This window comes from Dokdonella sp. (assembly GCF_017744955.1).
In the GTDB taxonomy this organism is placed as follows: Bacteria; Pseudomonadota; Gammaproteobacteria; order Xanthomonadales; family Rhodanobacteraceae; genus Dokdonella_A.
In genome coordinates, this window is the sequence record NZ_JAGIAG010000001.1 from 753,904 (window position 1) to 774,671 (window position 20,768).

Annotated in this window: 17 protein-coding genes; 13 read left to right on the forward strand and 4 right to left on the reverse strand. The window is 68.5% G+C overall.

The features are described 5' to 3' along the window. Positions 1-152 precede the first annotated feature (152 nt). Positions 153-1,046 (forward strand): formate dehydrogenase accessory sulfurtransferase FdhD, encoded by an 894-nt coding sequence (gene fdhD / locus J7520_RS03115; protein ID WP_291183802.1) that lies wholly within the window; start codon positions 153-155, stop codon positions 1,044-1,046. Further along, positions 1,043-1,294, forward strand: coding sequence for a formate dehydrogenase subunit delta (locus J7520_RS03120; RefSeq protein ID WP_291183804.1), 252 nt, complete (start codon positions 1,043-1,045; stop codon positions 1,292-1,294). Before fdhD ends, J7520_RS03120 begins: the two co-directional genes overlap by 4 nt. Before the next feature lie 7 nt (positions 1,295-1,301). Here J7520_RS03120 and J7520_RS03125 read toward each other — a convergent pair whose 3' ends face one another. Continuing rightward, the gene (locus J7520_RS03125; protein WP_291183807.1) at positions 1,302-2,198 is read right to left on the reverse strand and encodes a PHB depolymerase family esterase; all 897 of its coding nucleotides are present in this window, start codon (positions 2,196-2,198) and stop codon (positions 1,302-1,304) included. A 230-nt stretch (positions 2,199-2,428) separates the two neighbouring features. Between J7520_RS03125 and J7520_RS03130 the strand changes: the two genes are divergently transcribed. Together J7520_RS03130 and J7520_RS03135 are read left to right on the forward strand one after the other, a co-directional pair. Further along, a complete protein-coding gene (locus tag J7520_RS03130) occupies positions 2,429-3,763 on the forward strand; it encodes an outer membrane protein transport protein (RefSeq protein WP_291183810.1) in 1,335 nt (444 codons plus the stop codon). Positions 3,764-3,979: 216 nt separating this feature from the next. Next, positions 3,980-4,918, forward strand: a complete 939-nt coding sequence (locus J7520_RS03135) for a DUF808 domain-containing protein (RefSeq protein ID WP_291183813.1) — start codon at positions 3,980-3,982, stop codon at positions 4,916-4,918. 179 nt (positions 4,919-5,097) lie between these two features. On the opposite strand, the gene J7520_RS03140 is transcribed toward J7520_RS03135, so the two are convergent. Together J7520_RS03140 and putA are read right to left on the reverse strand one after the other, a co-directional pair. Beyond that, positions 5,098-5,577: a GNAT family N-acetyltransferase gene (locus J7520_RS03140; protein ID WP_291183815.1), complete on the reverse strand. Its 480-nt coding sequence runs from the start codon at positions 5,575-5,577 to the stop codon at positions 5,098-5,100. Between the two features lie 67 nt (positions 5,578-5,644). After that, positions 5,645-8,845, reverse strand: a complete 3,201-nt coding sequence (gene putA, locus J7520_RS03145) for a bifunctional proline dehydrogenase/L-glutamate gamma-semialdehyde dehydrogenase PutA (protein ID WP_291184889.1) — start codon at positions 8,843-8,845, stop codon at positions 5,645-5,647. Between the two features lie 684 nt (positions 8,846-9,529). Between putA and coxB the strand changes: the two genes are divergently transcribed. The 4 genes from coxB to J7520_RS03165 all read left to right on the forward strand — a co-directional run bounded on the left by coxB (position 9,530) and on the right by J7520_RS03165 (position 13,780). Then, entirely contained in the window at positions 9,530-10,429 is a 900-nt protein-coding gene (gene coxB / locus J7520_RS03150) for a cytochrome c oxidase subunit II (RefSeq protein WP_291183817.1), read from the forward strand. Positions 10,430-10,518: 89 nt separating this feature from the next. Next, positions 10,519-12,150, forward strand: coding sequence for a cytochrome c oxidase subunit I (gene ctaD / locus J7520_RS03155; protein WP_291183820.1), 1,632 nt, complete (start codon positions 10,519-10,521; stop codon positions 12,148-12,150). A 141-nt stretch (positions 12,151-12,291) separates the two neighbouring features. After that, positions 12,292-12,879: a cytochrome c oxidase assembly protein gene (locus J7520_RS03160; protein ID WP_291183823.1), complete on the forward strand. Its 588-nt coding sequence runs from the start codon at positions 12,292-12,294 to the stop codon at positions 12,877-12,879. Positions 12,880-12,910: 31 nt separating this feature from the next. Further along, on the forward strand, positions 12,911-13,780 hold the full coding sequence (locus tag J7520_RS03165; protein WP_291183827.1) for a cytochrome c oxidase subunit 3: 870 nt from the start codon (positions 12,911-12,913) through the stop codon (positions 13,778-13,780). 95 nt (positions 13,781-13,875) lie between these two features. On the opposite strand, the gene J7520_RS03170 is transcribed toward J7520_RS03165, so the two are convergent. Next, positions 13,876-14,085: a twin transmembrane helix small protein gene (locus J7520_RS03170; RefSeq protein WP_291183830.1), complete on the reverse strand. Its 210-nt coding sequence runs from the start codon at positions 14,083-14,085 to the stop codon at positions 13,876-13,878. Between the two features lie 98 nt (positions 14,086-14,183). Between J7520_RS03170 and J7520_RS03175 the strand changes: the two genes are divergently transcribed. The 5 genes from J7520_RS03175 to J7520_RS03195 all read left to right on the forward strand — a co-directional run bounded on the left by J7520_RS03175 (position 14,184) and on the right by J7520_RS03195 (position 20,758). After that, positions 14,184-14,876, forward strand: a complete 693-nt coding sequence (locus tag J7520_RS03175; protein WP_291183833.1) for an SURF1 family protein — start codon at positions 14,184-14,186, stop codon at positions 14,874-14,876. After that, a complete protein-coding gene (locus J7520_RS03180) occupies positions 14,873-15,424 on the forward strand; it encodes a hypothetical protein (protein WP_291183836.1) in 552 nt (183 codons plus the stop codon). Before J7520_RS03175 ends, J7520_RS03180 begins: the two co-directional genes overlap by 4 nt. Further along, positions 15,421-16,593, forward strand: coding sequence for a COX15/CtaA family protein (locus J7520_RS03185; RefSeq protein ID WP_291183839.1), 1,173 nt, complete (start codon positions 15,421-15,423; stop codon positions 16,591-16,593). The genes J7520_RS03180 and J7520_RS03185 overlap by 4 nt, the downstream gene beginning before the upstream one ends. A 25-nt stretch (positions 16,594-16,618) precedes the next feature. Next, the gene (gene cyoE / locus J7520_RS03190) at positions 16,619-17,524 is read left to right on the forward strand and encodes a heme o synthase (RefSeq protein WP_291183842.1); all 906 of its coding nucleotides are present in this window, start codon (positions 16,619-16,621) and stop codon (positions 17,522-17,524) included. 219 nt (positions 17,525-17,743) lie between these two features. Beyond that, complete coding sequence (locus tag J7520_RS03195; RefSeq protein ID WP_291183845.1) at positions 17,744-20,758, forward strand: S8 family serine peptidase; 3,015 nt, start codon at positions 17,744-17,746, stop codon at positions 20,756-20,758. Positions 20,759-20,768: the final 10 nt, after the last annotated feature.

Below are 20,768 nucleotides of genomic sequence, written 5' to 3' on the forward strand. Positions count from 1 at the left end.
CATCATCCCGTCCTTCGCGTCGTTCCCGCGCCGGCGGGAATCGGCCTTGATCTTCGCTCTTCCTTCTACGAGCCGCACCGAAAGAAGACATGGGATTCCCGCCGGCGCGGGAACGACGAACGAAACGCGTTTAGCAACGACGAGCCGAGTGCATGCCGCCAACCCCGCGACCATCATCGAACGGCGAGCTTCCGCGAGGCGCCGTCACGCGCGACGTCGAGCGCCACCGCGACGGTGGTGCGGTGGCGCGCGTGCGCGACGCGATCGCCGAGGAGATTCCGATCGCCTTCGTCTACAACGAGCGCCCGCACGCGGTGATGATGGCGACGCCGGTCGACCTCGACGACTTCGCGCTCGGCTTTTCGCTGAGCGAAGGCATCGTCGAGCGGTCCGCGCAGTGCTTGGCGGTGGAAGCGGTCGAGGCGCTGGCCGGAATCGAGCTGCGCATCGCGATTCCGCCGGAGAAGGCCGCCGTGCTCGAGGATCGCGTGCGCCAGCTGACCGGACGCACCGGCTGCGGGTTGTGCGGCGCGCAGACGCTCGAAGCGGCCGTGCGCCATCCGCCGGCGGTGAGCGGCGCGCCGCAGGTGCGCGCGACGGCATTGCAGCGGGCGCTCGGCGAGATGCCGGCGAAGCAGCTCGTCAGCGCAGCCACCGGCGCCGCGCACGCGGCGGCCTGGGCCGATCTCGACGGCCGCATCGTCTGGCTGCGCGAGGACGTCGGCCGCCACAACGCGCTCGACAAGCTGATCGGCGCGATGCAGCGTGCCGGCGCCGATCCGCGCGCAGGATTCCTTCTCGTCACCAGTCGCGCCAGCTACGAGCTGGTGATGAAGGCCGCAACGGTCGGCATCGGCTTTCTCGCCGCGATCTCGGCGCCGACCGCGTTGGCGATCGCGCTGGCGCAGGAGGCCGGCGTCACGCTGGTCGCCTTCGCGCGCGCCGACGGCTATGGCGTCTACGCGCACGGCAAGCGACTGCTGGCGGAACGTACGGCGAGCCCCGGCGATGCGCCGGGCCGCCCCGATCGGGAGCGAACGGCATGACGACGCAAGCGCACGACGGCTCGGCGCCGCTGATCAAGATGGCCAATGACATCGCCGACTATTTCCACTCCGAGCCCGACCGCGCGGCGGCGATCGACGGCATGGTCGACCACCTCACCCGCTTCTGGGAGCCGCGCATGCGCCGCAAGATCGTCGCTCATTACGCCACGCGACACGGCGAGGGGCTCAGCGAGCTGGCACTCGCGGCCGTGGCGCGGCTGGCGGAGCGGGAGCGGACGTCGGCCTGAGGCCGGCTCACGGTCCCAGCGCGAACGGGCAGAGGTGGTTCCAGATCTGTCCCAGGTGCTGCACGGTGTAGGTATGGCCGCCGGTGAACGGCACGTAGAACAGCGTCTGGCCGCTGACCCAGCCGCCGTTCTGGAAGCGCGCCGGATCGCCGCTGGCGGTGTACGGCGGCGAGGCCAGCGGATCGCTGTTGCCGAGATGGATGTCGACCGGGATCTTCGGCTGCGCGCCGGACAGCAGGGCCGTGCAGGTCGGCGGGAACGCGCCGCTGTCGCTGCAGGCGTACTGCTCCAGCGAGCCCGCGCTGACCCCGTAGGCGGCGAAGAAGTCGGTGTTGCTCAATGCCAGCGCATGGCCGAAATGCGCGCCGGCGGAGAATCCCCAAAGATAGATGCGGCTGCGTTCGACGTTGTAGCCGGCGGACACGTCGTCGAGCGCCGCGCCGAGTTCGGCGCCGTCGCCGCCAGCGCCCCAGCCGCCCTGGGTCGAGGTGCCGACGGTAGCGATCACGATGAAGCCCTGGCTGTCGGACCAGCTCGACCAGTCGCTGCGTACTTGCTGCGCGGCGGCCGCCATCGAGGCGGGCGCCGTCGATCCGCGCAGGGCGAGCAGCAGCGGCCACGACCGCGTCGGCGTGTAGTTCGGCGGCAGGTGCAGGTAGTAGCTGCGGTTGCCGTAGCCGGGCACGGCGATCGTGCGCGTGACGTTGCCGGGGAATGCGCCGCCGCTGCCGTTGGACGGATCGTGCGGGATCGCCGGCGCGCTCTCGAAGCCGTTGGCGAAGATCGTATCCGACGCCGAGCCCGAGCACAGGCCCGGCGGCAGACGCACCGTCGTGGCGGCGCCAGCGGGGAGCGCGAAGGTGGACGAGAAGAGGAGGAGGGCGGCGAGGAATGCGGAACGCATCCGCCGAATCTTCCCGCGGCCGAGGTTAGCCCGCGGTTAGCGCGCCGTTAGCGAGAGTGCCCACGGGAGTGTCCGTACGTTAAAGTAGGGTTTGCTCGACGGTCGGTCGCGCGGACGCTCCCTCCCTGCGCTGCAAATGCGGCAGCGCACGATGATGGATCGCCGAACTTGCGGCTAAGATCGTTGCAGACTCGTTAATGAACCCGAGCCGTCCGGAAAAGGAGTGACCCATGCAGCGTAACCCCCGCCGTCCACGGCTCGTCCCGGCGCTTGCCGCCCTGCCTCTGGCGTTGGCTGCAGCCCTGGTCGGTCAGGATGCGCAGGCCAGCGCGTTCCAGTTGAAGGAAAACAGCGTGCAGGGCCTGGGGCGCGCGTTCGCGGGCGAGACTTCAGCGCCGGGCGACTGCGCCGTCGTGGTCAACAACCCGGCGGCGATGAGCGAACTGGGCGACGGCAACTGCGCCCAGGCCGACTTCAACATCATCAACTTCGAAACCAAGTTCAAGGGCGGCGGCAACGACTTCCTCGGCCGCCCGCTGACCGGCGGCAACGGCGGCGACGGCGGCGTCACCAAGCCGGTGCCGGCGACGTTCTTCACCCATCGCCTCAACCAGGATTGGGTCGTCGGTGCGGCGATCTACGCGCCGTTCGGTTTCGAGACCGAGTACAAGGACACCTGGGTCGGCCGCTACGAAGCGCTGAAGTCGAAGCTGCAGTCGATCGACCTGACCTTCTCGGCGTCCTACAAGCTCAGCGACAGCCTCTCGGTCGGCGCCAGCTTCATCGTGCAGAACACCTCCGCGGAACTGACCCAGGCGATCGACTTCGGCACGATCCTGGCGACGCCCACCGGCGGCGCGCTGCTGCCGCAGGAAGCCGACGGCTTCGGCAGCCTCAAGGGCAACGACTGGGGCTACGGCTTCGGCCTGGGCGCATTGTGGAAGCCGACCGACTCCGATCGCATCGGCATCAACTTCCATTCGCAGATCGACCACACGATCGACGGCGACGGCAAGTTCAAGGTGCCGGTGAACCTGCGCCCGCTGCTCGGCACCGCGTTCACCAACAGCGGCGGCAAGGCCGACTTCGACACGCCGTGGTTCGTCAACGCGAGCTGGTGGCACACGGTCAACGATCGCCTCAGCGTCGGCGCCAATCTCGGCTTCACGCACTGGTCGAGCTTCAAGCAGCTCGTGGTGGACTACGACAATCCGGCCCAGCCGAACTCGGTGTCCGAGTTCAAGTGGGACGATTCGTGGTTCTACTCGATCGGCGGCGACTACCGCTTGAACGATCGCTTGACCCTGCGCGCCGGCGTCGCCTTCGACGAAACGCCGACGATCGACGCGACGCGCACGCCGCGCGTGCCGGACGGCGACCGCACCTGGGGCTCGATCGGCCTCGGCTACCAGGTCAACGACCAGCTCAGGATCGACGCGGCCTTCCTGCACATCTGGGTCGACGACGGCAAGGTCGATCACGAGGCGGCCACCTTCAGCACGCTGAAGGGCAAGTTCACCAGCAAGGGCAACGTGCTCAGCGTGTCGGGCCAGTATCGGTTCTGACCGCCATCGGTTTGGGGAGACGTGGCGGGCGCCTTCGGGCGCCCGCTGCCTTTTCGGGGTTCTGTTCGGCGAGCCCGATCCGTCGGGCGGAACGCGAACGCCGCCTCGTCGCATTCCGGCGCGGCGCGACGACTGCTACAGTCGCCCGACTCTCGTCGCCGGCGAGGGCGGCTTCGTCGATCGCGTGATCGACCGGCGCCGCCCGCCGCGCGGCGCATGCGCTTTTCGACACACGAGGTTCGCCGCGTGGCATCCAGCCTGCTTCTGCTGCTCGACGACATCGCGACCGTGCTCGACGACGTCGCCGTCCTCACCAAGGTGGCGGCGAAGAAGACCGCCGGCGTGCTCGGCGACGACCTCGCGCTGAACGCGCAGCAGGTCGCCGGCGTGCGTGCCGATCGCGAACTGCCGGTGGTGTGGGCGGTGGCCAAGGGCTCGATCGTCAACAAGGCGATCCTGGTTCCCGCCGCGCTGCTGATCGGCAGCCTGCTGCCGTGGCTGGTGACGCCGCTGCTGATGGTCGGCGGCGCGTTCCTCTGCTTCGAGGGCGTGGAGAAGCTGGCGCACAAGTTCCTGCACGCGAAGGAGCACGACGCCGATACCGCGCAGCACGAGCGCGCGATGGCCGACGACTCGATCGACGTGGTGGCGATCGAGAAGGAGAAGATCAAAGGCGCTGTGCGCACCGACTTCATCCTGTCCGCCGAAATCATCGTGATCGCGCTCGGCACCGTGGCCGGCAAGCCGTTCGGCACCCAGCTCGTCGTGCTGGCGGGCATCGCGGTGCTGATGACGGTCGGCGTGTACGGTCTGGTCGCCGGCATCGTCAAGCTGGACGATGCCGGCCTCTATCTCAGCCGGCGCGAAGGCGCGGGCACGCAGGCGCTCGGCCGCGCCATCCTGTCGATCGCACCATTGCTGATGAAGGGCCTGTCGATCGCCGGCACGGCGGCGATGTTCCTGGTCGGCGGCGGCATCCTCGCGCACGGCGTGCCGGCGCTGGGGCACGCGCTGGAAGCCTGGTCGGCGGGCATCGGCGGCGTGCTCGGCATGCTCGGCTCGATGGCCGCGAACGCCGGCATCGGCATCGTCGCCGGCGTCGTGGTGCTGGGGGCGGTGGAGCTGGCGAAGAAGCTGTTCGCGAAGAAATCCTGAGCCGCAGCGCGGCCGCGCTCCGGCTTGCCGCGACTAGCCGGCGCCGCCTCCGTCGGGGAGCGCCGACCCTGGGACGTGCTAGCCGGCCGGCCGGGCTGGTGACGCCGCGCTATGCCACCGGGACATGAAGGGCCTTCGCTGCGGCGGCGATCCGGTGGGCGTGTGGAGTTTCCGCCGCGCTACCCGTCGGAGGGCGGCCGCGCGACGCCGCTCGCGCCGCGCCGCAGGTAATGGCCGGACGCCGCAAAGCGCTCGTTGCCGGCGAGCCGGCCGTCGACCTTCCGCTCGATCGCGAAGCCTTCCGAGCGATACAGCTGCAGCGCCGCGTCGTTGCCGAGCAGCACTTCCGCGGCGATGTCGCCGTCGCAGGCGTCGATTGCGTGGCGCAGCAGCGCGCGGCCGATGCCGCGGCCTTGCATGTGCGGGATCACGTACAGCCAGGTCAGCTCGCCGTCGCGCACGGCCGCGAAGCCCTGCACCTCGCCGTCCAGCACGGCCACGGTGACGGCGCCGTCGAACAGGCCTTCGTTCTCGGCGGTTTGTTCGAGCGTCAGATAGGCCGCTTCGAGCCCGGCCGCGCGCAACTCGCCGATGCGCGCGCGATCGTGGATCTCGCACAGGCGATGCCAGTCGTCCGGCGTGTAAGGGCGCAGCAGCATGGCGACCCGGCGTCGCTGTCCCGCGATCGCGCCGCATCGGCGCCGATCGCGGGGCGGGCTTTCGCGACTACTCGCCCAGCGTCAGCAGCGAAGCGTTGCCGCCGGCCGCGGTGGTGTTGACCGTCAGCGTGCGCTCGGTGGCGAAGCGCAGCAGGTAGTGCGGGCCGCCGGCCTTCGGGCCGGTGCCGCTGAGGCCTTCGCCGCCGAACGGCTGCACGCCGACCACCGCGCCGATCTGGTTGCGGTTGACGTAGCAGTTGCCGACCTTGGCGCGGCGCGAGATGTGCTCGATGGTCGCGTCGATGCGGCTGTGGATGCCGAGCGTGAGGCCGAAGCCGGTGGCGTTGATCGCGTCGACGACCGCGTCGAGCTGGTCGGCCTTCCAGCGGATCACGTGCAGCACCGGGCCGAACACTTCCTGCGTCAGCAGCGACAGCGACGGCAGCTCGAACGCGCGCGGTGCGAAGAAGGTGCCGTGCTCGGCGCCTTCGGCGAGCGCGACCTGCGCGATCTTCTTCGCCTCGCGCTCCATGCGCTCGGCGTGGTCGCTGAGCGCCTTCTTCGACGGCTCGTCGATGACCGGGCCGACGTCGGTGGAGAGCAGGGCCGGATCGCCGACGACCAGTTCGTCCATCGCGCCGGCGAGCATCTTGATCACCTTGTCGGCGATGTCTTCCTGCACGAACAGCACGCGCGCGGCGGAGCAGCGCTGGCCGGCGGAGTCGAACGCGGACGCGATGACGTCCTTGACCAGCTGCTCCGGCAGCGCCGAGGAGTCGGCGATCAGCGCGTTCTGGCCGCCGGTCTCGGCGATCAGCGCGGCGATCGGCGCGTTGCGCGCGGCCAGCGTGCGGTTGATCGTCCAGGCGGTCTCGGTCGAGCCGGTGAAGCAGACGCCGGCGATCTCCGGCCGCGTCAGCAGCGTGTTGCCGATCATCGAGCCCTTCGCCGGCACGTATTGCAGCACGCCTTCCGGCACGCCGGCCTCGTGCAGCAGCTTGACCGCGGCGTGGCCGATCAGCGTGGTCTGGTCGGCCGGCTTGGCGATGACCGCGTTGCCGGCGGCGAGGCCGGCCGCGACCTGGCCGGTGAAGATCGCCAGCGGGAAGTTCCACGGGCTGATGCAGACGAACACGCCGCGGCCGCGCAGGAACAGCTGGTTGCTCTCGCCGGTCGGTCCGGGCAGCTGTTCGGGCTGGCCGAACAGCTTGCGCGCCATCGCGGCGTAGTAGCGCAGCAGATCGGCCGCCTCGCGCACTTCGGAGATCGCCGCCGACAGCGTCTTGCCGGCTTCGTGCACGCACAGCGCGATGAAGTCGGCGCGACGCTGCTCGAGCAGGTCGGCGGCGTGTTCGAGGATCGCGGCGCGGCTTGCGGCCGGCAGCGTGTCCCAGTCTTCCTGCGCGGCGACCGCATTGGCGAGCGCCTTCTCGATCGTGGCGGCGTCGGCGTTGCGGCTCTCGCCGATCACGCGGCGGCGGTCGGAGGGATCGGTGACCAGTCGCAGCTCGGCCGTGCTGTTCGCGCCCGGCACCAGCGGCGCGGCCTTCCAGCCGGCCTTGTTCGCGTTGACGGCGTCGGCCAGGGCCTTGAGTTCGTTGTCGTTGGCGAGATTGACGCCCATGGAATTCTTCCGTTGTTCGCCGAAGAGACCGATCGGCAGCGGGATGCGCGGATGCGGCTTGGAGGGAAATGCGCGGACCGTCTCGCAGGGATCGGCGACGAGGTCGCGGATCGACACGTCCTCGTCGACGACGCGGTTCACGAACGAGGTGTTGGCGCCGTTCTCGAGCAGGCGGCGCACCAGGTACGGCAGCAGGTCCTCGTGGCTGCCGACCGGCGCGTAGACGCGGCACGGCACGTTGAGATTCTTCTCGCCGATCACCTCGCCGTAGAGGTCCGCGCCCATGCCGTGCAGGCGCTGGAACTCGAACGGACGGCCCTGCGCGTAGTGGTGGATCGCCGCGATCGTGTGCGCGTTGTGGGTGGCGAACTGCGGGTAGATCGCCTCGCTGCCGGCGGCGAACAGGCGCTTGGCGCAGGCGAGGTAGGACACGTCGGTGTTCGGCTTGCGCGTGTAGACCGGATAGCCGCCGTGGCCGAGTTCCTGCGCGCGCTTGATCTCCGAATCCCAGTACGCGCCCTTGACCAGGCGCACGCACCAGCGACGCTTGGCCTTGTGCGCGGTTTCGGCCAGCCAGTCGATCACGAACGGGCAGCGCTTCTGGTACGCCTGCACGGCGAGGCCGAAGCCGTTCCAGCCGTCCAGCGACGGATGCGCGAACACCGCGCCGATCACGTCGAGCGAGAGTTCGAGGCGGTCGGCTTCTTCGGCGTCGACGGTCATGCCGATGCCGTTCTTCATCGCCAGCTGCGCCAGTTCGAGCACCTTCGGCATCAGCTCGGCGTGCACGCGCGCGCGCTTGGCCACCTCGTAGCGCGGATGCAGCGCCGACAGCTTGACCGAGATCGACGGCGCGTCGAGCACGCTCTTGAACGGACCGCGCTTGCCGAGCGCGACGATCGCGTCCTTGTAGGCCTTGTGGTAGCGCTCGGCATCCGGCTGCGTCAGCGCGGCCTCGCCGAGCATGTCGTAGGAGTAGCGGTAGGCCGCGTTGTCCTTCTCGGCGGAGCGGTCGAGCGCTTCCTCGATCGTGCGGCCCATGACGAACTGGTGGCCCATGATGCGCATCGCCTGGCGCACGGCGAGGCGGATCACCGGCTCGCCGGCGCGGCCGACCAGGCGTTTCAGCGCACCGGTGAAGTCGCGGCGCGTTTCCTCGGCGAGGTTGACGAGCCGGCCGGTCAGCATCAGGCCCCAGGTCGAGGCGTTGACGAATACCGAGTCGCTGCCGCCGAGGTGCTTCTTCCAGTTCGCCTCGCCGAGCTTGTCGCGGATCAGCTTGTCGGCGGTGATCTTGTCCGGGATGCGCAGCAGGGCTTCGGCCACGCACATCAGCAGCACGCCTTCCTCGCTGGAAAGATCGTACTGGCGCATGAAGGATTCGACCGCGCTCTGGTCGCCGGCCTTGCTGCGCACGCGCGCGACCAGCTCGGCGGCGCGCGCGAGCACCAGTTCGCGCTCGGTCGGCGGCAGGGTCGCCTGCGCGAGCAGTTCGTCGACGGCTTGGGTTTCGTTACGCGACCAGGCAGCGGTGATGCGTGCGCGTGCCGGCTCGGTCGTCGCCGGCAGCTCGGGATTCAGAAGTTCGCTCAAGGCGGTCGTGCTCGCAGGAGTCGAGGAGCGACGCCCGGATCGGCGCCGCAGAGCGGCGTAGTGTAGTGACGAGGGTGTCGGGGGTCGAGCGCGCCCCTCCGGGCGCGCGAGGGCGAGGCAGGAGCCGAGCGGCTGCGCTCCATGGGCGGCTGCTCGGCTCAGTCCCGCGGTCGCGAGAAGGGCGAGGCAGGAGCCGAGCGGCTGCGCTCCATGGACGGCTGCTTGGCTCAGTCCCGCGGTCGCGAGAAGGGCGAGGCAGGAGCCGAGCGGCTGCGCTCCATGGACGGCTGCTCGGCTCAGTCCCGCGGTCGCGAGAAGGGCGAGGCAGGAGCCGAGCGGCTGCGCGCCGACGATCGCCCAGTCCCGTCCCTCCAGGCCCGATCCGGCGGCAGAGCTGCCGAGCGGCGCTTTCCGAAGCCTGCGCGCCCTCAGCTTCTCGCGGCAGTTTGTCGCAGCGCCCGACGCCATCCGCCTCGCTGTTCGCAGCCGGCGCCGAAGCCTTGGCGCAAGGCATTGTGGCGGATGGCCGCGCGGGCGCGATCCACCCCGCCGAGGCGGCATTGCAGCGCGTCGCAGCGGGCTTTCGCGGTTGCCGCTGCCGTGCGCCGTCCACTATCATCGGCGAGTTTCCTTGCAGCCGTTCAGTACGCAAGCATTCGATCGACGCCTCGGGCGAGGGTCGGCGTCGTAGCGGCACGGCGGCACATCCGGGTTACTCGAGACAAGGTGATGGCGATGATTTCATCCGGGGTACGGCGCGTCAGTCGCGTCTTTGCGGCGCTCGCGTTGCTGGCGAGCGGTACGGCGTTCGCCAATCCGGAGCCGTGGCAGCTCAATCTGACGCGAGGCGTGACGCCGATCTCGCAGCGCATCCACGACGTGCACATGATCGCGTTGTGGGTCTGCGTGGCGATCGGCATCGTCGTGTTCGGCGCGATGATCTACGCGATGGTGAAGTTCCGGAAATCCAAGGGCGTGGTGCCGGCGCAGTTCAGCCACAACTCCACGCTCGAGGCGATCTGGACCGTGGTGCCGATCATCATCCTGGTGGTGATGGCGTGGCCGGCGACCAAGCTGCTGGTGGACATGGCGGACGTCGAGAACTCCGACATGACGATCAAGGTCACCGGCTACCAGTGGAAGTGGCGCTACGAATACGTCGACTACTTCAAGAAGCCGACCCAGGTGAATTTCATCTCGACCCTGGACGCCGAGTCGAACCGCATCCGCCAGCCCGGCTCCGGTCTCGATCCGAAGTCGGTCAAGGACGGCAGCTTCGACAGCTACCTGCTCAACGTCGACAAGCCGCTGGTGCTGCCGGCCGGCGTGAAGATCCGCTTCGTCATCACCGGCGACGACGTGATCCACTCCTGGTGGGTGCCGAGCCTCGGCTGGAAGCAGGACGCCATCCCGGGAATCATCAACGACCAGTGGACGAAGATCGAAACCCCCGGCATCTATCGCGGCCAGTGCGCCGAACTCTGCGGCAAGGACCACGGCTTCATGCCGATCGTGGTCAAGGCCGTGCCGAAGGCGGAGTTCGAGCAGTGGCTGTCGGAGCAGGAGTCGGCCGCCGCGGCGGCGAAGGCTCCGTCCACGGCGCAGGTCGCCGCGACTCCTGCGACGCAGGGTTGACGAGCAGTTCGTGCGCTCATTCGTGAGCGCGAAAGCAAGAGAAAAAGCGGTCGTCAGGGACCGCACTTTTCAATAGAGGTTCCAAGGCCATGGCCGCTGCCAATCCCGCCATTCACGACGCGCACGACGACCACGATCACGACCACAAGCCGCAGGGCTTCCTGGATCGTTGGTTGTTCACGACGAACCACAAGGACATCGGCACGCTGTACCTGGTCTTCTCGCTGACGATGTTCTTCATCGGCGGAACGATGGCGATGCTGATCCGCGCCGAGTTGTTCCAGCCGGGCATGCAGCTCATGCAGCCCGAGTTCTTCAACGAAATGACCTCGATGCACGCGCTGATCATGATCTTCGGCGCGGTCATGCCGGCGTTCGTCGGTCTCGGCAACTGGATGATCCCGCTGCAGATCGGCGCGCCGGACATGGCGCTGCCGCGCATGAACAACTGGTCGTTCTGGATCCTGCCGTTCGCGTTCCTGCTGCTGCTGTCGACGATCTTCATGCCCGGCGGCGGCCCGCAGGGCGGCTGGACGATGTACCCGCCGCTGGCGCTGCAGGGCGGCATGAACGTCGCGTTCGCGATCTTCGCGATCCACCTGATGGGCATCAGCTCGATCATGGGCGCGATCAACATCATCGCGACGATCCTCAACATGCGCGCGCCGGGCATCGACCTGCTCAAGATGCCGGTGTTCGTGTGGAGCTGGCTGATCACCGCGTTCCTGCTGATCGCCGTGATGCCGGTGCTCGCGGGCGCGGTCACGATGCTGCTGACCGACAAGTTCTTCGGCACCAGCTTCTTCAACGCGGCCGGCGGCGGCGACCCGGTGATGTACCAGCACATCTTCTGGTTCTTCGGCCATCCCGAGGTCTACATCATGATCCTGCCGGCGTTCGGGATCATCTCGGAGATCATCCCGACCTTCTCGCGCAAGCCGATCTTCGGCTATCAGGCGATGGTGTACGCGATCGCGTCGATCGCGTTCCTCTCCTTCATCGTCTGGGCGCACCACATGTTCTCGGTCGGCATGCCGCTCGGCGGCGAGCTGTTCTTCATGTACGCGACGATGCTGATCGCGATCCCGACCGGCGTGAAGGTGTTCAACTGGGTCTCCACGATGTGGGGCGGCGCGATGACGTTCGAGACGCCGATGCTGTTCGCGATCGCGTTCGTCATCCTGTTCACCATCGGCGGCTTCTCCGGCGTCATGTGCGCGATCGTGCCGGCCGACTTCCAGTACCAGGACACCTACTTCGTCGTCGCCCACTTCCACTACGTGCTGGTGACCGGTGCGGTGTTCTCGATCATGGCGTCGGCCTACTACTGGCTGCCGAAGTGGTCGGGCAACATGTATTCGGAGAAGTGGGGCAAGATCCACTTCTGGTCCAGCGTGATCTCCGTCAACGTGCTGTTCTTCCCGCAGCACTTCCTCGGCCTCGCCGGCATGCCGCGCCGCATTCCGGACTACAACGTCGCCTTCGCCGACTTCAACATGATCAGCTCGATCGGCGGCTTCTGGTTCGGCGCCAGCCAGCTGATCTTCGTCGGCGTCATCATCCACTGCGTGTACTTCTCCAAGCAGCGCGCGACGGCGCGCGTGTGGGAAGGCGCCCGCGGACTGGAGTGGACCGTGCCGTCGCCGGCGCCTCACCACACGTTCTCGACGCCGCCGGTGATCCAGCCGGGCATGCTGGCGCACGACGACGTCAGTCATTGATTCGTGCGATCGTCCCTGATCGCGACATGAGCGAGGGACATCGCGGTTTTGAAGTACGAAGTTCGACCGGAATCCAGGAGCGGCCATCCATGGCCGCACTTCTCAACTAACAGCAGCTTCTAGCACGCCTCTCACAGGTTCATGGAGTCCAAGACTGTCGCCAACCGCAACGCGAACGTGCTGAAGACCGGCGCGATCGTCGTCGCGTGCTCGTTCCTGTTCGGGTTCGCGATGGTCCCGGTGTACCGCATCGTCTGCGAGCACGTGTTCGGCATCAAGCTGGCCAACGGCGCGAGTGCGCCGACCAGCCTGGCGAACATGGTCGAGGACACCAGCCGCACGGTCACGGTGCAGTTCGTCACCAGCGTCAACAGCAAGCTGCCGTGGAGCTTCGCCGCCGAGCGCACCAGCGTCGAGGTGCATCCGGGCAAGCTGACCGAGGTCTGGTTCGACGCGACCAACGTCAGCGGCGAGGCGATCGTCGGCAACGCGGTGCCGAGCGTCGCGCCGAGCAATGCCTCGCTGTACTTCAACAAGACCGAATGCTTCTGCTTCACCGAGCAGGTGCTGAACGCCGGCGAGACGCGCCGCATGCCGGTGCGCTTCTTCGTCGACCCGCAACTGCCCAAGAGCGTGCGCGAGCTGACGCTGTCGTACACGTTCTACCCGAACGAAGTCGCCACCCAGCGGCTTTCCGAAACCGGTTCACCGCGCCCGGCGGCCGGTTGATTCCGTAACTCATCGCACGAGGCCCGCCGCCATGGCGCAAACACAAGGTGCTTACTACGTCCCCCACGGCAGCCACTGGCCGATCGTCGGCTCGTTCGGCCTGCTCGGCACGGTCGGCGGCGCGGGAATGTGGCTGAACGAGCACAGCAGCGTCGGCAAGCCGGTCATGGCGGTCGGCATCCTCCTGCTCGTGATCATGATGTTCGGCTGGTTCGGCACGGTCATCCGCGAGTCCGTGCGCGGCATGTACAACAAGCAGGTGGACACCTCGTTCCGCATGGGAATGATGTGGTTCATCTTCTCCGAGGTGATGTTCTTCGCCGCGTTCTTCGGCGCGCTGTTCTACGCGCGCGAGCTGGTGGTGCCGTGGCTCGGCGGCTACGGCAAGGGCGGCCTGACCAACTACTTCCTGTGGCCGGAATTCACCGCGGCGTGGCCGACCAACGGCCCGGGCGACGTCGGCGGCGCGTTCGAGACGATGACGCCGTGGGGCATCCCGCTGCTGAACACGATGCTGCTGCTGACCTCCGGCGTCACCATCACGATCGCGCACCACGCGCTGCGCGCCGGCCATCGCGGCCGCCTGCTGGTCTTCCTCGCCCTGACGGTGCTGCTCGGCGTGGTCTTCCTCGGCTTCCAGATCTACGAATACGCGCACGCCTACGGCCATCTGAACCTGACCCTCGGCAGCGGCATCTACGGCAGCACCTTCTTCATGCTGACCGGCTTCCACGGCCTGCACGTCACGCTCGGCGCGATCATGCTGGCGGTGATGTGGTTCCGCTGCGCGAAGGGCCACTTCACCAAGGACAACCACTTCGGCTTCGAGGCGGTCGCCTGGTACTGGCACTTCGTCGACGTGGTCTGGCTCGGGTTGTTCCTGTTCGTCTACGTGCTGTAAGCGCCGGGGTTCGGGATTCGGAACGGGATGAAGCGGCCGCGCATCGCGCGCGACTTCTTCGAGTTTTCGAATCCCGAATCTCCAATCCCGGCCTTTCAGCCGCCGATGCCGTGCGGTTTGATCAACCCGGTCGCGATGGCGATGATGACCAGCACGATCAGCAGCACGGACAGGCCGATGCGGCGCATCAGCGCCTTCAGTACGCGGTCGCTGCCGCTCTTGTCGGTCATCATGAAATAGAGACCGGCGCCGAGGTTGTAGATGATCGCCGCCAGAAAAAGCAGGATCAGGATCTTGCTGAGCATCTCGAACCGCTCCGCGCGACCGCGGGGAGCGGCGACGTTGGCGAGTATACGCCGCCGTGACGGCTAGACGCTGGCGGAGACCGCGCCCGTTCGCGGTCGTGCTGACCTTGCTCGGCGTCGCGCTGTTCGTCGCGCTCGGCAGCTGGCAGTGGCGGCGCGGACAGGAGAAGGCGGCGCTGTTCGCCGCGTTCGATCGCGGCATCGCGCAGGCGCCGGTACCGCTGCAGCAGGCGCGCGGCGATGCCGACGGCGTGAGCTATCCGCACGTCACCGTCCGCGGGTACTACGCCGAGCCGGCCTACGAGTACGAACTGGAAAACCAGGTGCGCGACGGCCGCGTCGGCGTGATGGTCTACGCGCTGTTCGAGCCGGCCGACGGCGGCGCGCCGCTGCTGGTGAATCGCGGTTTCCTCGCCTATGCGGGCGGCGAGTCGCGTTATCCGGCATTGCCGCCGCTGCCGCGGGACAAGGTCACCTTGTCCGCGCTCTACGCGCCGCCGCCAGGCGCTGGCCTGCGCCTCGGCGGCAACGGTCTGGCGGCGCAGAAATTCCCGAAGAAGATGATCTATCTCGATCTCGCCGAAATCTCGACCGACCTCGACCGCACGCTCGATCCGCGCGTGCTGCTGACCCTGCCCGACACCGCCGACGGCACCGCCTTCGTGCGCCAGTGGCGACCGGAAGTGTTTCCGCCCGAGCGTCACTACGGCTACGCTCTGACCTGGTTCACGTTCGCCGCCGTCGTCGTCGCCACGTTCGCGACCCTGCACTGGCGCAAGATGCCCCAATGACCCCACGCACGCGCAACCGCATCGGCCTGCTCCTGATCATGGCGCTGTTCCTCGCGCCGCTGATCGCCGCGTACGTACTGAACGCACTCGACTGGCGTCCGGGCGGCACGCGCAACTACGGCACCCTGATCGAGCCGCCGCAGGATCTGTCCGCCGCGCGCTTCGTGTTCGCCGACGGCCGCACGCTGCAGTGGAAGGACGAGGACTGGTCCTGGACCGTGTTCGCCCTGCCCGGGCCCGGCTGCGCGGAGAAGTGCCTGGCGCGCATCGAAGAGCTGCGCCGCGTGCGCCTGACGCTGAACCAGAACGCCTATCGCGTGCGCGTGGTGGTGCTCGACGACACGCTGGCGCCCGAGCGCCTCGCGTCGCTGAAGCCGGTCGAACTCGCGCGCGACGTCGACGGCAAGCTCGCCGCGCTGCGGCCGGGCGGCACCGACGAGATCGCGGTCGCGTTCGCCGATCCGCACGGCTTCCTCGCGCTGCGCTACCCGGTCGGCTACGACGCGAACCTGCTGCGCAAGGATCTCGCGCGCCTGGTGAAGCGATGAGCGCTCGCTCGCTCCTCGCGCCGGCGCGCATCGCCGCGTTCGCCACCGCGTTCGCGTTCGTCGTGATCGTGTTCGGCGCGTTCGTGCGACTGTCCAACGCCGGCCTGTCCTGCCCGGACTGGCCGACCTGCTACGGCAAGGCGACCTGGCCCGGCCACGAGCACGAGATCGAGCACGCCAACGCGAGCTTCCCGGAGCGCCCGGTCGAGACGCACAAGGCCTGGCGCGAACAGGTGCACCGCATGATCGCCGGCACGCTCGGCCTGCTGGTGTTCGCGCTCGCGCTGGCCGCGGCGTGGCGCCGCCGCGTGCTGGTCGCGATGCTGATGCTGGCCGCGCTCGCGGCGGCGCTCGGCGTGTTCCTGTACATCCGGCAGATGTACGCGGCGTCGGCGCTGCTGTCGGCGATCGCGATCGCGCTGCCGCTGCTCGCCGCGCTGCGCCTGGATCGCGCTGCGCCGTGGCGCGCGGCGGTGATCACGTTCGCGGTGGTGATCTTCCAGGCCATGCTCGGCATGTGGACGGTCACCCTGCTGTTGAAGCCTGTCGTCGTGATGGGCCATCTGCTCGGCGGCCTGCTGACGTTCTCGCTGCTCGGTTACGTCGCGCTGCGATTGGGCACGACGCAGGCGCCGACCCCGGAACAGCGGCGCCTGCGACCGATGGTGATCGTCGCGCTGGTCCTGCTCGCGGCGCAGATCGCGCTCGGCGGCTGGACCAGCGCGAACTACGCCGCGCTCGCCTGCGGCGCGGATTTCCCGAAATGCGCCGGCAGCTGGTGGCCGATGACCGACTTCCGCGAGGGCTTCGTGCTCTGGCGCGGCATCGGCGTGAACTACGAAGGCGGTGTGCTCGACGCGGCCGCGCGCGCGGCGATCCAGATCGCGCATCGCATCGGCGCGCTGGTCGTGTTCGGCCACGTGCTCGCGACCGCCGTACTCGCCTGGCGCCGCGGACTGCGCGCGATCGGTGCGCTGGCGGCGCTGCTGCTGTGCACGCAGGTCGCGCTCGGCATCGCCAACGTCAAGCTGCTGCTGCCGCTGCCGGTCGCGACCGCGCACAACGGCGTCGCCGCGCTGCTGCTGCTGTCGCTGATCGCGCTGCTCGTGCGCGTGCAGTCGCCATCCGCGCCGTCGCCTGCCGCCGCATCGCGGCGGCAAGCCGTCTAGTGCCGTCGTGAAGCATGATGCCGCCGTGAAACAACGCAGCCTCGCCAGCCAGTACTTCGAACTCACCAAGCCGCGCGTCGTCGCGCTGATCGTGTTCACCGCGGTGATCGGCATGCTGCTGGCGGTGCCGGGCGTGCCGCCGCTGCGCCAGGCGATCGCCGGCGCGATCGGCATCTGGCTGGCGGCGGCTTCCGCGGCGGCGCTGAATCATCTGATCGACCAGCGCATCGACAAGCTGATGGCGCGCACCTCGCACCGGCCGCTCGCGACCGGCACGCTGACGCCGACGCAGGTGCTCGCGTTCGCGCTGATCCTCGGCACGCTGTCGATGGCGATCCTGATCGCCTTCGTCAATCCGCTGACCGCCGCGCTGACCTTCGCTTCGCTGATCGGCTACGCGGTCGTCTACACCGCGTACCTCAAGCGCGCGACACCGCAGAACATCGTCATCGGCGGCGCCGCCGGCGCCGCGCCGCCGGTGCTCGGCTGGGCCGCGGTCACCGGCAGCGTGCACGCCTACGCGCTGCTGCTGTTCCTGATCATCTTCATCTGGACGCCGCCGCATTTCTGGGCGCTGGCGATCTTCCGCCGCGACGACTACTCGCGCGCGCAGGTGCCGATGCTGCCGGTCACGCACGGCGTCACCTACACGCGCTGGCACGTGCTGTACTACACCGTGCTGCTGCTGGTGATCACGGTGCTGCCGTACCTGACCGGCATGAGCGGCCTGTTCTACCTCGGCGGCGCGCTGGTGCTCGGCGGCGGCTTCCTCTACTACGCGATCCGCCTGCTGAACCCGCCCGACGATTTCTTCGCGATGCGCGTGTTCAACTACTCGATCATCTATCTGATGGCGCTGTTCGCGTTCCTGCTGGCCGACCACTATCTGGTGTCGGCGACGGGCGAACTCGCCTGGCAGCGAGTCGCCTGACGAAGCGGACGCGCTGCGCGCTTCCTCCGCCGCTCGGCGGAGGCGCTCCTCGGTCGTCGGGGACGACGACCGAATCGTAAGGTTCGTGACAGCTTTCGCTTCCTAGAATCCGGTCGCCGACGGCAATACCGGTTTCGCGAACTCCCGGCGACCAGACGCGTCGCCCACTCGACAGAACGCTGACCAACGCCGGCTCGCCTTCCCGTCTGCGAGGTCGTCATGGTCTTGTCGCGAATTCGATATCCGCGCCTGCACGTGCGCATGGCCGCATTCCTGTTGTGCACCGGCGTGGCCGCCAGCGGCGTCGCTTCGGCGGCCGCTCCCGAGAATCTCGGCAACGGCCTCGGCAAGCTGCTCGAGAGCCATCTGGCGACCCGCGGCTTGAGCGGCAGCGCCTTGCAGGGCGTCGCGCCCTACGACGGCTACACCACCGAGCAGGTCGCCGCGCTCGCGCGGTCGGCGATCTCCGACTCGCAGGGCCGCTACATGGTCCGCATCAATCCCGACGGCAAGGTGCCGATCGCGGCGCTGGCCGCCGATCTCGGCGCGGCGATTCCGTCGCTGCAGATCAAGGCGGTCGACGCGAAGTACCGCAACGTCGGCGTCATGGACGCCTACGTGTCGCTCGACGACGTCGCCGCGCTGTCCGGCGCGAGCGGCGTGCGTTCGGTGATCCTCGAACTGAAGCCCTATCACTCGACCAGGCGCGCGACCGGCACCGTCGCCTCGCCGTCGTCGTCGGAGGCGAACGACGGCGACGTCTTCCGGCGGCTGGGCTCGGTCTTCGACGAAGGCGTCACCCAGCACCGCGTCGACCGCATCGACCGCTTCTACAACGCCGGCGCCGCTTCGGACTACGAAGGCGCCGGCATGAGCATCGGCTTCCTCTCCAACAGCTTCGGCGCGAACGCCTCGGCGATGCACACCGACGTGACGAACTTCGACCTGCCGGGCGCCGCCACCAATCCGGTCAACACCCAGGCGGTGACGGTGCTGGAAGACGACGCCACGCCGGGCAGCGACGACGAAGGGCGCGCGATGGTGCAGATCGGCTACAAGATGGCGCCGAAGGCCAAGCTCGCGTTCGCGACGGCGAACTTCGGCGAAGTCGACTTCGCCAACAACATCCGCGCACTCGCCGGCATCCCGGCGAACCAGTATCCCGGCCAGACCTTCGCCGCCGATACGATCTGCGACGACGTCGGCTACTTCGACGAGCCGTTCTTCCAGGACGGCATCGTCAGCGCCGGCGTCGACGACGCCACCGCGTTCGGCATTTCCTACTTCTCCTCGGCCGCCAACGACATCGGCGTCAACGGCTACGATTCGGAGCTGCGCTGGGTGCCGAACGGCACCGGCATGACGGCCGCCGACGGCAATTCGGCGCTGGCCGGCACCAACATCAACCTGGCCAACGTGCCGCCGGAGCTGTACGCCGGCGGCTTCCACAACTTCAATCCGAACGCGGGCCAGCTCGACGTCGCGCAGACGGTCAACATTGCCAGCGGCCAGAACCAGCCGCAGACGATCCTGCAGTGGAACGAGCCGTACGACCAGAACACCGCGCCGAACCTGGTCCAGCCGCCGCTGTTCACCGGCCACGGCACGATCACCAACACGCAGACCTCGGTCAGCTTCACGATGCCGGCCAGCCTCACCGCAGGCGCACTGTACGAGTTGACCTCGACGGCGGACTCCGGCAGCAGCGTCGATTCGATCGTGACGATCAAGGACCCGAGCGGCAACGTCCTCGTCGACCATCAGGACACCACGGTCGACGAAGTCGCGCGCTTCTTCGCGCCGGTCACCGGCGGCAACTACAGCGTGACGGTCGACCGCTACGGCACCACCACCGGCGCGCTGACCGTCAACCTGTACGCGACCAACGGCTTCAACGGTCCGGCGGTGAAGACGCGCATCAGCCTGCTCGCGTTCACCACCGCCGGCGCCTACGTGCCCGCCAGTTCGCTGACCGACAACAACCTCGCCACCAACGAGCCGATCCAGCTCGGCCAGACGCCGCGCTCCGGCGGCGCGCAGCTGCAATACGTGATCGCGCGCGCGAACGTGCCGACCGGTCCGAACGTCGCCACGCACGTGCGCTACCTCATTCCCGGCAACGGGCTCGGCGGCGTCGGCCCGGCCGAGTACTTCACCTACGGCACCGTCACCACCGGCGGCCACGCGATGGCCAAGGGCACCAACGGTACGGCCGCCTACGACGTGTTCCGCCCGAATCTGCCTGAGCCGTTCACCTCGCCGGGACCGGTGCGGATCTATTACGACGACAGCGGCAGCGGCGAGCAGTTCGCGATTCCCGAGATCCGGCGCGAGCCGCGCATCGCGGCGGCCGACGATGCCGCCAATACCGTGCTCGCGCCGAACTTCTCCGGCACCAGCGCGGCCGCGCCGCACGCCGCAGCGATCGCCGCGCTGGTGCTGGAGGCGCACGGCGGCCGCCACGCGCTGTCGCCGGCGCAGATGACCGATCTGCTCGAACACAGCACCTTCCCGCACGACCTCGATCCCTGGGCCGCCGCCGGCGTGGCGCGCACCGGCAGCGGCGCGCGCATCGCCATCCGCATCGGCAGCGACGGCAGCAGCAACGCCGGCACCGGCGGCCAGGACACCAACGCGTTCACCGTGACCTACACCGGCAGCGGCAGCCTGGCGACGCTGGTGTTCAATCCGCAGGGCACGGCGACCACCGCCGGCAACGTGTCGGGCGGCGAGAACGGCGTCGCCGACGTCGCCGGATCGAATCCGCCGACGGTCAAGTACAGCGTAGTCGACGCGCCGGGCCTGGTGTTCACGCCGAACACGCGCGCGTTCGCCGTCGGCAGCCAGTCGACCCTGCCCGCCGGCAAGGTGACCGCGACCTACTCGAACGCGGCGCCGGCGCCGTCGGCCGCGAACCAGTGGTGGACGATGACGCTGACCTTCGCCGACGCGGCGTTCACGCAGGACAAGGTCCTGCGCTATTCGGTCGGCCGCGCGGAGCAGCATTCGGCCGACGACCACACGCGCACGAACTACCTGGCCGACCTGTTCGGCGGCGGCGTGTCGATTCCGAGCGGCAACGTGGTCCAGGACGGCATGACGTTCAGCGGAACCACGACCGACGGCGAGACCTTCAGTGGCGTGATCCGCAACCGCCTCGGCGCCGGCTACACGGCGGCGGACGGCTACGGATTCCTCGACGCCGAAGCGGCCGTCCAGCATGCCGTGCCGTAGGAGGACGCCC